The 13032-nt window shown below is 67.8% G+C and carries 14 protein-coding genes; 13 read left to right on the top strand and 1 reads right to left on the bottom strand.

The window, feature by feature from the left end:
* Positions 1 to 9 precede the first annotated feature (9 nt).
* The gene (locus LQ564_RS23685; RefSeq protein ID WP_231060582.1) at positions 10 to 411 is read right to left on the bottom strand and encodes a rhodanese-like domain-containing protein; all 402 of its coding nucleotides are present in this window, start codon (positions 409 to 411) and stop codon (positions 10 to 12) included.
* A gap of 88 nt (positions 412 to 499) precedes the next feature.
* On the opposite strand from LQ564_RS23685, the gene gpmA reads away from it, so the two are divergent.
* The 13 genes from gpmA (at position 500) to gspD (ending at position 13027) form a co-directional block, all read left to right on the top strand.
* Positions 500 to 1246 (top strand): 2,3-diphosphoglycerate-dependent phosphoglycerate mutase, encoded by a 747-nt coding sequence (gpmA, locus tag LQ564_RS23680; protein WP_231060581.1) that lies wholly within the window; start codon positions 500 to 502, stop codon positions 1244 to 1246.
* Positions 1247 to 1287: 41 nt separating this feature from the next.
* Positions 1288 to 2673 (top strand): murein hydrolase activator EnvC family protein, encoded by a 1386-nt coding sequence (locus LQ564_RS23675; protein WP_231060684.1) that lies wholly within the window; start codon positions 1288 to 1290, stop codon positions 2671 to 2673.
* A gap of 19 nt (positions 2674 to 2692) precedes the next feature.
* Positions 2693 to 4171 carry a S41 family peptidase gene (locus tag LQ564_RS23670; RefSeq protein ID WP_231060580.1) on the top strand — a complete coding sequence of 493 codons (1479 nt, stop codon included), beginning with the start codon at positions 2693 to 2695 and terminating at the stop codon, positions 4169 to 4171.
* 185 nt (positions 4172 to 4356) lie between these two features.
* Positions 4357 to 5121: a HesA/MoeB/ThiF family protein gene (locus tag LQ564_RS23665; protein WP_231060579.1), complete on the top strand. Its 765-nt coding sequence runs from the start codon at positions 4357 to 4359 to the stop codon at positions 5119 to 5121.
* A gap of 125 nt (positions 5122 to 5246) precedes the next feature.
* Positions 5247 to 5690 (top strand): type II secretion system major pseudopilin GspG, encoded by a 444-nt coding sequence (gspG, locus tag LQ564_RS23660; protein ID WP_231060578.1) that lies wholly within the window; start codon positions 5247 to 5249, stop codon positions 5688 to 5690.
* Positions 5691 to 5701: 11 nt separating this feature from the next.
* On the top strand, positions 5702 to 6172 hold the full coding sequence (locus LQ564_RS23655) for a GspH/FimT family pseudopilin (protein WP_231060577.1): 471 nt from the start codon (positions 5702 to 5704) through the stop codon (positions 6170 to 6172).
* A gap of 16 nt (positions 6173 to 6188) precedes the next feature.
* Entirely contained in the window at positions 6189 to 6569 is a 381-nt protein-coding gene (gene gspI, locus LQ564_RS23650; protein ID WP_231060576.1) for a type II secretion system minor pseudopilin GspI, read from the top strand.
* Complete coding sequence (locus LQ564_RS23645; RefSeq protein WP_231060575.1) at positions 6566 to 7177, top strand: PulJ/GspJ family protein; 612 nt, start codon at positions 6566 to 6568, stop codon at positions 7175 to 7177. The genes gspI and LQ564_RS23645 overlap by 4 nt, the downstream gene beginning before the upstream one ends.
* Complete coding sequence (gene gspK / locus LQ564_RS23640; protein ID WP_231060574.1) at positions 7177 to 8220, top strand: type II secretion system minor pseudopilin GspK; 1044 nt, start codon at positions 7177 to 7179, stop codon at positions 8218 to 8220. The genes LQ564_RS23645 and gspK overlap by 1 nt, the downstream gene beginning before the upstream one ends.
* A 16-nt stretch (positions 8221 to 8236) precedes the next feature.
* Positions 8237 to 9442 (top strand): type II secretion system protein GspL, encoded by a 1206-nt coding sequence (gene gspL / locus LQ564_RS23635; protein ID WP_231060573.1) that lies wholly within the window; start codon positions 8237 to 8239, stop codon positions 9440 to 9442.
* Positions 9442 to 9960, top strand: a complete 519-nt coding sequence (locus tag LQ564_RS23630; protein WP_231060572.1) for a type II secretion system protein M — start codon at positions 9442 to 9444, stop codon at positions 9958 to 9960. The genes gspL and LQ564_RS23630 overlap by 1 nt, the downstream gene beginning before the upstream one ends.
* A complete protein-coding gene (gene gspN / locus LQ564_RS23625) occupies positions 9957 to 10730 on the top strand; it encodes a type II secretion system protein N (protein ID WP_231060571.1) in 774 nt (257 codons plus the stop codon). Before LQ564_RS23630 ends, gspN begins: the two co-directional genes overlap by 4 nt.
* Positions 10730 to 13027 (top strand): type II secretion system secretin GspD, encoded by a 2298-nt coding sequence (gene gspD, locus LQ564_RS23620; protein ID WP_231060570.1) that lies wholly within the window; start codon positions 10730 to 10732, stop codon positions 13025 to 13027. Before gspN ends, gspD begins: the two co-directional genes overlap by 1 nt.
* The last annotated feature ends 5 nt before the right edge of the window (positions 13028 to 13032 follow it).

Raw genomic sequence — 13032 nt, 5'->3', positions numbered from 1 at the left:
TCCAGAAAGTTATTTGGTTACCGGCAGGCCGGCCGCGACCCAGGCTGCCTGGCCGCCTTCGAGCGCGTGCGCGTCCTCGAAGCCGGCCGCTTGCAACTGGCGCACTGCCTTGTCGGCGCGGGCGCCGGTCTGGCACACCACGATCACGGTGCGGTTCTTCGACTTTTCCAGCTCGCCGATACGATTGCCCAAGTCTGCCAGCGGGATGTGTTTCGCGTCGCGCAGGTGGCCGGCCGCGAATTCCTCGCCCGTCCTGACGTCGAGCACGAGGCTCTTGCCGCGGTTGATCATCTGGGTCGCCTGCAGCGGGGTAGCGCGCTTGCCGCGGGGGGCGAAGGCGGGCCAGAGCAGGGCCAGACCGGAAATCACGGCAATTGCCACCACGAAGATATTATCGAGAATGAATTTCACAAGGCTTCCAATGGTTGAACTGAATCGGCGCATTATAAAATAGATGCCGGACCAGAAATCTATCGCACCTTTTTTTAAAGAAGAGCTTATGTACAAAATCGTATTCATGCGCCATGGCGAATCCACCTGGAACCTGGAAAACCGCTTCACCGGCTGGACCGACGTCGACCTGACCGAGAAGGGCATCAACGAGGCCAAGACGGCCGGCCGCGTGCTCAAGGAAGCCGGCTTCACCTTCGACGTGGCCTACACCTCGGTGCTCAAGCGCGCGATCCGCACCCTCTGGCTGGCGATGGACGAAATGGACATGATGTACCTGCCGGTGATCAACGACTGGCGCCTGAACGAGCGCCACTACGGCGCCCTGCAGGGCCTGGACAAGGGCGAGACCGCCGCCAAGTTCGGCGACGAGCAGGTGCTGGTCTGGCGCCGCAGCTACGATACCCCGCCGCCGGCGCTGGAAGAGGGTGACGAGCGCACCTCCTTCAACGATCCGCGCTACAAATCGCTGTCGAAGGAACAGATTCCGCTGACCGAATGCCTGAAGGACACCGTGGCGCGCGTGATGCCGGCCTGGGATGAGGAAATCGCCCCGGCCATCCGCGCCGGCAAGAACATCCTGATCTCGGCCCACGGCAATAGCCTGCGCGCCATCATCAAGATGCTCGACAACATCAGCGACAGCGACATCGTCGGCCTGAACATCCCGAACGGCCAGCCGCTGGTCTACGAACTGGATGCCGACCTGAAGCCGATCAAGCACTACTACCTGGGCGACCAGGACGCGATCGCCGCCGCCATGGCGGCCGTGGCCAACCAAGGGAAGGCGAAGTAAGCTTGCGTTTGCCATCCACGAAGTCCGCCGGCAGCGCACTGATGTGCGCGCTGCTGGCCCTCGCCCTGTCCAGCCCGTCCTACGCCCAGCGCCAGACCGAACGCAGCCGCCAGAAGGCGACCGCGGAAAAGCAGCGCGCCGGGGTCAAGCAGCGCCTGGAGGCGATCCGCAAGGACATCGCCCGCACCGAGGATGCGCGCGAGGACGCCGCCGACGAGCTGGCGGAGTCCGAGGCCGCCATTTCCGACGCCAACCGCGCCCTGCGCGAGCTGGCCGAGGAGCAGGATGCGACCAGCACCCGCCTGCACGACCTGTCGACGCAGGGCGTGCGGCTGCAGGAAACAATTGTTAATCAAAAGAAACAATTGTCCCAACTGCTGCGCGAGCACTACGTGGCCGGCAACGAAGACCGGATCAAGCTGCTGCTGTCTGGCGACAACCCGAACCGCATCAACCGCGACCTGCAGATGATGGCCTATGTCTCCCAGGCCCAGGCCAAGCTGCTGGGTTCGCTGCGCGCCAACCTGGCCGAGGTCGAGGCCAACCGCGACAAGGTCGAGAACGCCCAGCTCGAGTTGCAGGAAATCGCCCAGGAGCAGCAACAGCAGAAAACGAAGCTGGAACAGGAAAAGGGCAAGCGCGCCGCGCTGCTGCAGAACCTGTCGACCCGATTGTCCGACCAGCGCAAGCAGGCCGACCGCCTGCAGCGCGATGAAGAGCGCATGACCGCGCTGGTCGACCGCCTGACCATCCTGATCCGCGAGCAGGCCGAAGCCGAGCGCCGCCGCCAGGCCGCACTGGCCGCGGCCAAGGCCAAGGCCGCGGCGGAAGAAAAGGCGCGCGCCCTGGCCCGGGCCAAGGCCGCCGCCGAGAAGGCCGAGCGCGAGCGCATCGCGCGCCAGAACGCCAAGCCGGGAACGAAGCCGGTGCCGGAACCGGAGCCGCCGAAGGTGGCCGAGCAGCCCAAGCCCGAACCCAAACCGGCAGAGGCCCCGGCGCCCGAGGTCAGCCTGGCCCCCGCCGCGCCGTCCGGCGCCTTCGCCAGCCTGAAGGGACGCCTGGCGCCGCCGGTCAGCGGCGCCATCGTGGCGCGCTTCGGCGCCCGCCGCGGCGACGGGCCGGCCTGGAAGGGCATCTTCATCAAGGCGCCGGAAGGCAGCGAGGTGCGCGCCGTCGCGCCGGGCCGCGTCGTGCATGCCGACTGGATGCGGGGCTTCGGCAACCTGATCATCGTCGATCATGGAGGCACATATTGGTCGACCTACGGCAACAACTCGGCGCTCCTGAAACGCCCGGGCGACATGGTGCGGGCCGGCGAAGTGATCGCCAGCGCGGGCAATACCGGTGGCAACGAGCAATCGGGGCTATACTTTGAAATCAGATACCGCGGCCAGGCCATCGACCCCGCAAGCTGGGTCAAATTCTAAGGATGACATGAGCAAAAGCATGGGTAGCAAGGCAAAGAATCTCGGACTCATCGGACTCGGCATGGCGGCTGGCGTGGCCGCCACCTTCCAGCTTTCCGCTCATGCGCAGAAAGCGATCGAGTCGCCGCTGCCGCTCGACGAGCTGCGCCAGCTGGCCGACGTCTATGGCCTGATCAAGACCGACTACGTCGAACCGGTCGAAGACAAGAAGCTCTTGTCGGAAGCCATCAGCGGCATGGTCGCCTCGCTCGACCCGCACTCGACCTACCTCGACCAGAAAGCCTTCCGCGAGATGAAGGAAGCGGTCGCCGGCAAGTTCGTCGGCGTCGGCGTCGAAGTGGCCAGCGAAGACGGCTACGTCAAGATCGTCGCCCCGATCGAGGATACGCCCGCGCACAAGGCCGGCATCAAGGCGGGCGACCTGATCACCCGCATCGACAACGTCCCGGTCCGCAACATGTCGCTGGACGAAGCGATCAAGCGCATGCGCGGCAAGGCCGGCAGCAAGGTTACGCTGACCATCGCGCGCCGCGGCGAGGACCGCCCCTGGGTAGTGCCGGTGCAGCGCCAGGAAATCGTGGTGCAGAGCGTCAAGGCGAAGATGGTCGAGCCGGGCTACGCCTGGCTGCGCGTGAGCCAGTTCCAGGAAAACACCGTCGACGAACTGGCGAAAAAGGCCAAGGCCCTGTACGCCGAGAACCCCGAGATCAAGGGCCTGGTGCTCGACCTGCGCAACGACCCCGGCGGCCTGCTGCCCGGCGCGATCGGTGTCTCGGCCGCCTTCCTGCCGCAAGCCGACCAGCTGATCGTCTCGACCAAGGGCCAGCTGGCCGACTCGAACCAGCAGTTCTACGGCCGCCGCGAATACTATTCCCAGCGCGGCGCCGACCCGCTGGCCGGGCTGCCCGCAGGCCTGAAGACCGTGCCGATGGTGGTGCTGGTCAATGGCGGCTCGGCCTCGGCCTCCGAGATCGTGGCCGGCGCCCTGCAGGACTACAAGCGCGCCATCGTCATGGGCAGCCAGACGTTTGGAAAAGGGTCGGTCCAGACCCTGCGCCAGCTCTCGCCCGACACCGCCGTCAAGCTGACCACCGCGCGCTACTACACCCCGAAGGGCCGCCCGATCCAGGCGGTCGGCATCGTGCCCGACATGCGGGTCGACGAGACCGCGGAAGGCGACGCCCTGGCCGTGCTGCGCGTGCGCGAAGCCGACCTGCAGCGCCACCTGGCGGGCGAGGCCGAGAAGACGCCGGCCGCCAAGGACCAGAAGGAGGCGCTGGAAGCGCAGCAGCGCGCGGTCGCCCAGCTGAAGGACCGCAAGCCGCTGGATTACGGCAGCAAGGACGATTTCCAGCTGGCGCAGGCGATCAATCACTTCAAGGGGCAGCCTGTGATGCTGGCCAAGTCGGAGCCGGAGGACGAGAAGCCGGCGGCGCCGAAGGCGTTGCCGGGGGCGGAGACGAAGCCGCCGGAGATCAAAGTGCCGGCCAAAAAATAGTTCTCACTGTTCTGAGGAATTGGATCCAGGCCTTCGCCGGGATGACGTTGCTTTAGTTCGCTGGATGAACGGAACAGCGGCCCTTCAGCCACCAGCCCCAAGTCCGTCGTACGCGCCACTGGCGCCTACGACTTCCGGCGCAGGCCGGAACCCAATTTGACTTTCGTCGCATACCATCAGCGCATATGAACGACCACCAACTCCTGCGCTACTCCCGTCACATCCTCCTCGACGACATCAACATCGACGGCCAGCAACGCCTGCTCGGCGCCCACGCCCTCATCATCGGCGCCGGCGGCCTCGGTTCCCCCGCCGCGCTGTACCTGGCTTCCGGCGGCATCGGCCACATCACCCTGGTCGACGACGACGAGGTCGACCTCACCAACCTGCAGCGCCAGGTCATGCACACCACCGGGCGCATCGGCCAGCCGAAAGTCGACTCCGGCCGCGCCGCCCTGCTGGCCATCAACCCCGATATCGAGGTCAGCGCGATCCGCGAACGGGCCAGCGGCGCGCGCCTGCGGGAACTCGTCCGTGGCGCAACGGTCGTACTCGATTGCACCGACAACTTCGCCACCCGCCACGCCGTCAACCGCGCCTGCGTGGCGGAAGGCAAGCCACTGGTCTCCGGCGCCGCGATCCGCTTCGACGGCCAGCTCGCCGTGTTCGACACGCGCCAGGCGGACGCGCCGTGCTACGCCTGCCTGTTCCCCGAAGACAGCGGCTTCGAGGACGTGGCCTGCAGCACCATGGGCGTGTTCGCGCCGCTGGTCGGCGTGATCGGCGCCATGCAGGCGGCCGAGGCGATGAAGCTGGTGGCCGGCATCGGCGAGCCGCTGGCCGGGCGCCTGCTGTTGCTGGACGGACGCGCCATGGATTGGAGCACGGTGCGGGTGGCGCGCAATCCGTCCTGTCCCGTCTGTGCAAACCGTGCAATATCACACGAATAAGACCGGATTAAGACAGGATTAAACTAACTAAACTCATTACAATTTCCTACGTGCACACGGTAGCTCCTGCCCGCATGTGGCCTTATACTGTCAGCCTTCAACCGACCTCCTTGTAAAGACATTCCATGCACATCGATTCGCATCGCAGCACGCAGCGCGCACGTGGTTTCACCCTGGTCGAGATCATGGTCGTCGTGGTCATCATCGGCATCCTCGGCGCCCTGGTGGTGCCGAAGCTGCTGGGCCGTACCGGCGAGGCGCGCGTCACCGCCGCCCGCACCGACATCGCCACCATGATGCAGGCGCTCAAGCTCTACAAGCTCGACAACCAGCGCTATCCCAGCACCGAACAGGGCCTGCAGTCCCTGATCACCAAGCCGACCTCGGGCCCGGCCGCCAACGGCTGGAAGGCCGGCGGCTACATGGAAAAGCTGCCGAAGGACCCGTGGGGCAATCCTTACCAGTACCTGTCGCCGGGCATCCACGGCGAGGTGGACATCTTCTCGACCGGCGCTGACGGCCAGCCCGGCGGCACCGGCGAGGATGCCGACGTCGGTTCCTGGGAATAAGGTTTTTCTCCATGCGCGCCCAGCGCACTCCACGTGGTTTCACCCTGGTGGAACTGCTGGTCGTGATGGTCATCATTGGCATCACGCTGGGCCTCGCCTCGCTCAACGCGATTCCCTCGCCGCGCCAGAACCTGCAGGAAGAGGCCCAGCGCCTGGCCCTGCTGCTGCAGCTGGCGCGCGACGAAGCCATCGTGCGCAACCGCCTGGTGGCCTTCGAGGCCAATCCCGAGCGCTACCGCTTCATCGTGCGCGGCGACACCGGCTGGGCGCCGATCACGCGCGACGACCTCCTGCGCGAACGGCCCTTCAAGGGCGCGCCGCTGCGCCTGGTGCTCGAGCCGAATCCCGGCGTCGACCCGAACCAGCTGCGCATCACCTTCGGCCTCGAGCCGGTCGACAAGCCGTTTGTCCTGACCCTGGCCTCGGGCGAGAACGCGGTGGCGATCCGCGCCGACGGCGTCGGCCATTTCACCGTCGAATGAAGCGAATGAGCTGATCATGTCCAAGCGTGCACAAGGCGGTTTCACCCTGCTCGAAGTGCTGGTCGCCCTCGTCATCGTCGGCACCGCGCTCGGCGCCGGCCTGCGCGCCGTCGGCAGCCTGACCGCCAACAGCGCCGGCCTGCGCGCCTCCATGATGGCGACCTGGTCGGCCGAGAACCGGCTGGTGCAGATCCGCCTGGGCCGCGAATTCCCCGAAGTCGGCAAGCGCAGCTTCCCCTGCCCGCAAGGCGACCTCAACCTCATCTGCGAAGAGCAGGTGCTGACCAGCCCCAACCCTTTGTTGCGCCGGATCGAAGTCTCGGTGTTTGACGCCGAACGACCCGAGCGCCGCATCGTCAAACTGGTTCAGCTCGTGCTCAGGCCTTCCAGACTATGAAGCGCAACAACGGGTTCACCCTCGTCGAACTGCTGGTGGCGATCAGCATCCTCGCCATCCTGGCCGTGCTCGGCTGGCGCGGGCTGGATGGCATCGTGCGCGCCCGCATCGCCCTGACCGAGCAGATGGAAGTCACGCGCGGCATGCAGCTCGCCTTCGCCCAGATGCAGAGCGACTGCGAACACCTGGCGCCGCGCAGCCTGCTCGGCAACCGTACTAACTTGCTGTGGGAAGAAGACCGCCTCACCCTGGTGCGCAAGGTCTACAACGAAAACCAGCCGACGCAGCTGGTGGTGGTGTCCTACCGCGTGGCGAACGGCAACCTGGTGCGGCGCGAGTCGCGCGGCACCCGTGACCTGGCCCAGCTCGACGCCTTGTGGCAGGCGGTCGCCAGCGACGCGCCGTCCGAATCGGCCACCCCGGTGGTGCTGCAGGGCCGCGTGGCGGCGATGGGCATCCAGGTCTGGCAGGGCAATGCCTGGCGTACGGAAGCGATGCCGGCGACCGAAGGCGGCCAACCGGTCGAGCCCGACGGCATCCAGATCAGCCTGACCTCGACCGGCCTTGCGGCGCCGATGGTCAAGTCGCTGCTGCTGGGAGGAACCTGATGCGCGGCTTCATCCGTCGCCAACGGCAGCGCGGCGTCGCGGTGGTCACCGCGCTGCTGCTGACCACGCTCGCCATTTCCATCGTCGCCAGCCTGTTCTGGCAGCAGCAGGTGCAGGTGCGCACCCTGGAAAACCAGCGCCTGCAATTGCAGACCAAGTGGATCCTGCGCGGCGCCCTCGACTGGGCCAGCGTGGTGTTGCGCCAGGAGCTGCCCTACACCTCGCTCGACCAGGTCTGGGCCACCCCGCTGGCCGAGACCCGCCTCGACCAGTACATCGAGCGCGAACGCATCGAGGGCGAGGCCTTCGACGCCTCGCTGTCGGGTAACATCATCGACGCCACGTCGCGTTACAATCTCACCAACCTGTCCGATCAGGGACAGCCGGACCCGGCGCAGGCAGCGGTCTTCCTGCGCCTGCTGAACGTGCTGCGGCTCGACAACCGGCTGGCGCAGCGGGTGACCGTGTTCGTGGCGCAGGGACAGCGCTCGGCGCCGCAGGCGCCGCCGGGGCAAGGGACGCCGAGGGTGAACGAGGACGAGAATGGCCAGCAGGGCGGCGGTGGCGGCGGCGGTAATACGGTCCCCCCCGGCGGCATCGTGGTGCCGCCCGCCACCGGCCTGCCGGTCCCGCTGGTGCAGGTCGACGACCTGCTGGCGGTGCAGGGCATGACGCCGGCGATCCTGGCCCAGCTCAAGCCCTTCCTGATCGTGCTGCCGGAAAAGACCGCGCTGAACGTGAACACCGCGCCGCCCGAACTGCTGGCGGCGCTGATCCCGGGCATGTCGCTGTCCGAGGCCGGCAGCCTGGTGGCGCGGCGCAAGACCGCCGCCTGGCGCGACGAGGCTGCTTTCCTGAGCCAGGTGCGCGGCGCGGAAGGCTTGTCGTCGGACGTATTTGATGTGAAAAGCAGCTGGTTTTTGGTGCAGAGCCGGATCCGGCTCGACCGCGCCGCGCTGAATGCGGAATCGCTGATCCAGCGCAAGCCGTTTGTGAGCAGCGGTGGTGGCGGCACCACCGTAATCTGGACCCGCCAGAACTAGAAGAAAGCGAGACAGTTTGACTACACTTTATATCCGGCACCCGGCGCGGGCCGAAGGCGAGGGCGCGCTGTGCCGCTTCGCCCTGGTCGAGGATGGCGGCGCCATTGCGCAGCAGGGCGAAGGTTCCTTGCGCAACCTGGCCGACATGGTCGCCGCCAGCCGCCGCGTGGTGGTGCTGCTGGCCGGCGCCGACGTCACCCTGCTGAACGTCGCCGCACCGCCGCTGACCGGCGCGCGCCTGCGCGCGGCGCTGCCGGCCCTGGTCGAAGAACACATCCTGGGCGACCCGCTCGACTGCGTGCTGGTGGCCGGCCCCGGCCTGCCCGACGGCCGCCGTCCGGTCGCCGTGGTCCAGCGCGACTGGCTCGAACCGCTCGTGAAAGCCCTGCTCGGCATGGGCGCGCGCGCGGTCGCCGCCATGCCTTCGCAGCTGTGCCTGCCCCTGCAGCCGGGCAGCGCCAGCGCCGCCATCGGCGCCGGCGAACTGCTGCTGCGCCAGGGGCAATACGAAGGCCTTGGCCTGGCGCTCGACGGCAATCCCTCGGCCGTGCTGCAGACCGCACGCGCGCTGGCCGGCGAAGCGCCGCTGGTGCTGTACGTGCCGCACGAGCAGCTGGGCGAATACCAGGCGCTGCTGGCCGAAGCCGGCCCCGGCATCGCGCTGGAAAGCGATGCGTGGGCACACTGGATCGCAGGAAGCAAAAGCAGCACGCTGGACCTGGTGCCGGGCCTCGGCACGGCCGGCGTCGCCCAGCGCGACTGGAGCCGCTGGCGCTGGCCGATCCGTCTCGCCGTCGCCGCGATCGTGGTCAATATCATCGGCGTCAACATCGAATGGCTGCGTTTGAAGCGCGAGGCCGACAGCGTGCGCCAGGGCATGAGCCAGACCTTCCGCAACGCCTACCCGAACCAGCCCGTCATCGACCCGGTCGCGCAGATGCGCCAGAACATCGACCGCGCCAAGGCGGCCGGCGGCCAGGTCGCGGCCAGCGAGTTCGGCTGGATGGCCGGCGTGCTGGGCGAAGCTGCACGCATGCTGCCGCGTCCACCCGGAATTGCGTCAATGGAGTTCCGCGAACGCACGCTCACCGTGCGTGTCAAACCTGAAACCGTCGACCCCGCTTCCACCAGTCAGCTTCGCACGGCCCTCGTCGCGCGTAATCTGAGCCTGGAAGAAACCGCGCCCGCCACCTGGGCGATCCGCAGCACCGGAGCACCCTGATGAAACCAGCAGCAACCATCGTGGCCCTGCGCGAACGCGCACTCGCCTACTGGCTGGCGCGCACCGAACAGGAGCGCAAATTCCTCGCCTTCGGCGCGGCCGTCGTCCTCGTCGCCCTCGTGTACGCGCTGCTGCTGGCACCCGCGCTCGAGGGCCGCGCCACGCTGCAGCGTTCGCTGCCCGCCTTGCGCCAGCAGGCCGCCCAGCTGCAGTCCATGGCCGCCGAAGCCTCGACCCTGGCCGCCAACCCGGCGCCGCCGCCGGCGCCCATGACGCGCGAAGCCCTGAGCGCCAGCCTGGCCCAGCGCAGCCTGAACCCCGGCTCGCTCACCCTCACCGGCGAATACGCCAAGGCCCAGTTCAACAACGTCTCCTTCGCCAACCTGATGGCCTGGCTCGACGCCCAGCGCCGCCAGAACCGCATCCAGGTGCAGGACGCCGCCTTCACCGCGCTGGCCGCCGAAGGGCAGGTCGACGCCACCCTCACACTGCGCCAGAACCTGGGTGCGCCGCAATGAAGCGGCTGCTTGCCTGGTCGGCGCTGGTGCTGCTGGCGGTGCTGGTCACGGTCCTCGCCTTCCTGCCCGCTTCCTGGCTGGGGCCGATGGTCGAGCGCCAGACCGGCGGCCGTTTGACTCTGGGGGATGCGCAAGGTACGCTCTGGAACGGCTCAGCCTTTATCGGCGGGGCGCCCGGCGAGGGCGGCATGGTGACGCCGCTGCTGCCGGGACGTTTCGCCTGGCGCCTGTCGCCGCTGGTGCTGTTCGGCTCGGTGAGCATGACGGTCGAGAACCCGCAGGCGCTGGCCAATCCCGTGCGCATCGACGGCAGCTGGTCGCAGTGGCAGGTGAGCAGCGGCGAACTGCTGCTGCCGGCCGAGGGCCTGGCGGGCCTGGGCGCGCCGCTCAACACGCTGGCGCCTTCCGGCAGCATCCGCCTGGTGTGGAACACGCTCGACCTGCTGCGCCAGCCGAACAGCGTGACGGTGCAGGGCCGCACCGTGCTCACGCTCACCGACATGGGCTCGCGCATGGCGCCGATCCGGCCGCTCGGCAGCTACGAGATGGTGTTCGACTGGCGCGGTAGCCAGGCCGACCTGAACCTGCGCACGGTGCGCGGCGCCCTGGTGCTGACCGGCGCCGGCGCGCTGCAGAACGGCCGGCTGCGCTTTTCCGGCCAGGCCTCGGCCGCCGACGGATATGAAGAGACGCTGGGCAATATGCTCAACCTGCTGGGCCAGCGCCGCATGGTGAACGGCAAGAACATAATCGCACTCGAGTTCAGATAATGAAAAACATGACCCGTACCACCCCTTCGCTGCGCCGTATCGCAGCCGGCGCCATGCTGTGCTGCGCCGCGACCCTGGTGGTTCCCGCCGCGCCCGCCTGGGCCCAGGACAACCCCAACGCCGCCGCCCTGAGCTTCGTCAACGCCGACATCGAGTCCGTGATCAAGGCGATCGGCCACTACACCGGGATGACCTTCATCATCGATCCGCGGGTCAAGGGCACCATCACCCTGGTGTCCGAGAAATCGCTGACCAAGACCCAGGCCTTCGGCCTGCTCACATCGACCCTGCGCCTGCAGGGTTATGCCGTGGTCACCAGCGGCGACGGCTATGCCAAGGTGGTGCCGGAAGCGGAAGCCAAGGCGCAGTCCGCGCCGACCCAGGTCGGCGGCGTGCGCGCCAGCAAGGCCACCGGCGACCAGATCGCCACCCAGGTCTTCTATCTGGCCTACGAATCGGCGGCGAATCTCACCGCCGTGCTGCGGCCCCTGATTTCGCCGAACAATTCCATCATGGCGAACCCGGGCAACAACACCCTGGTCATCACCGACTACGCCGACAACCTGCGCCGCCTGGCCAAGATCATCGGCGCCCTCGACACCCCGGTGGCGGCCGACCTCGAAGTCATCCCGGTGCGCAACGCCATCGCCAGCGACATCGCCACCCTGGTCCAGCGCCTGATGGAACCGGCCGCCGGCGGCGACTCGGGCAGGGTCACGGTGCTGGCCGATCCGCGCACCAACTCGGTGGTGGTGCGCGCGCCGTCGCAGGCGCGCGCGAATCTCGCCAAGTCGCTGATCGCCCGCCTCGACCAGCAAACTTCTACCCAGGGCAATATCCACGTCGTCTACCTGAAGAACGCCGACGCCAGCCGCGTGGCCCAGACCCTGCGCGCCGTGGTATCCCAGGACGCCTCGGCGGTGCCGGTGCAGCAGCAGGGCACCTCGGGCGGCTCGATCCAGGCCGGCGCCAGCGGCGGGCTGGGCGGGCAGGGCGCCCTCGGCGGCCAGCAGGGCCAGCAGAGCAGCACCGGCATGGCCGGCACCGGCAACACCTACGGCCAGCAGAGCCAGCTCACGGCCAGCGGCGCCGGCGGCGGCCAGGGTTCCGGCTTCATCCAGGCCGACGCCTCGACCAACAGCCTGATCATCACCGCCCCGGACGCGGTCTACCGCAACCTGCGCTCGGTCATCGATCAGCTCGACGTGCGCCGCGCCCAGGTCTATATCGAGGCGCTGGTGGTCGAAGTGACTTCCAACAAGGCCTCCGAATTCGGCGTGCAATGGATCGGCGCCAGCGGCGACTCCGACAGCAAGTACCGCATCGGCGGCCTGCAATCCTTCGGCAGCGGCACCAACAGCAATATCGTCAACCTGGTCGCGGCCGCCCGCAACGGCCTCTCCGCCGACACCGGCATCCCCTCGGTGCCGGGCCTGACCATTGGCCTGTTCCGCCAGGTCGGCGGCGAGCTCGGCCTGGGTGCGGTGGCGCGCGCGCTGGAAAACGACGGCAACGGCAACATCTTGTCGACGCCGAACATGATCACGCTGGACAATGAACTCGCCACCATCAAGGTCGGCCAGAACGTCCCGATCATCACCGGCTCCTACACGACGAACTCGACCACCGGCGGCGGCAACCCCTTCACCACCGTCGACCGCCGCGACGTCGGCCTGCTCCTGAAAGTGCGCCCGCAGATCTCGGAAGGGGGTACGATCAAGATGGCGATCTACCACGAGAATTCGAGCGTCGACCAGTCCACCCGCAACGCCGCGTCCGGCCTGACCACCAACGTGCGTGCGATCGAGACCAATGTGCTGGCCGACGACGGCCAGATCATCGTGCTCGGCGGCCTCATCGAAGATACCGAGGGCGATGGCGAAGAGAAAGTACGCGGCCTGGGCGACATCCCGGTGCTGGGCAACCTGTTCAAGTACCGCAGCCGTACCCGGACCAAGACCAACCTGATGGTGTTCCTGCGCCCGGTGGTGGTGCGCAGCAAGGAAGCCTCGAATGCGATCGCGATGGACCGCTACGACTACATGCGGGCCGCCGGCGCCGCCGGCCAGTCCCAGGAAGAGCAGACCATCCTGATGCGCAGCCTCGGCGCGCCGCTGCTGCCGCCGCTAACCAATGGCCAGCCGCCGGTCGGCGGCACCATGGCGACCGCGCCGGCGCAGACCGCCCCGGCGGCGGGCGCCGCGCCGGGCGCGGCCAGCGGCCAGCCGGTGCAGCCCCAGCAGCAGGGTCAGCCGGCGTCCCAGTTCCGTCCGGTGACGCCATCGAACCAGAAGTAATGTGA

The sequence above is a fragment of the Massilia phyllostachyos genome (assembly GCF_021044825.1).
GTDB lineage: Bacteria > Pseudomonadota > Gammaproteobacteria > Burkholderiales > Burkholderiaceae_D > Telluria > Telluria phyllostachyos.
The sequence above is the reverse complement of the archived record's forward strand: the minus strand, read 5'-3'. Positions and strand labels throughout refer to the sequence as shown.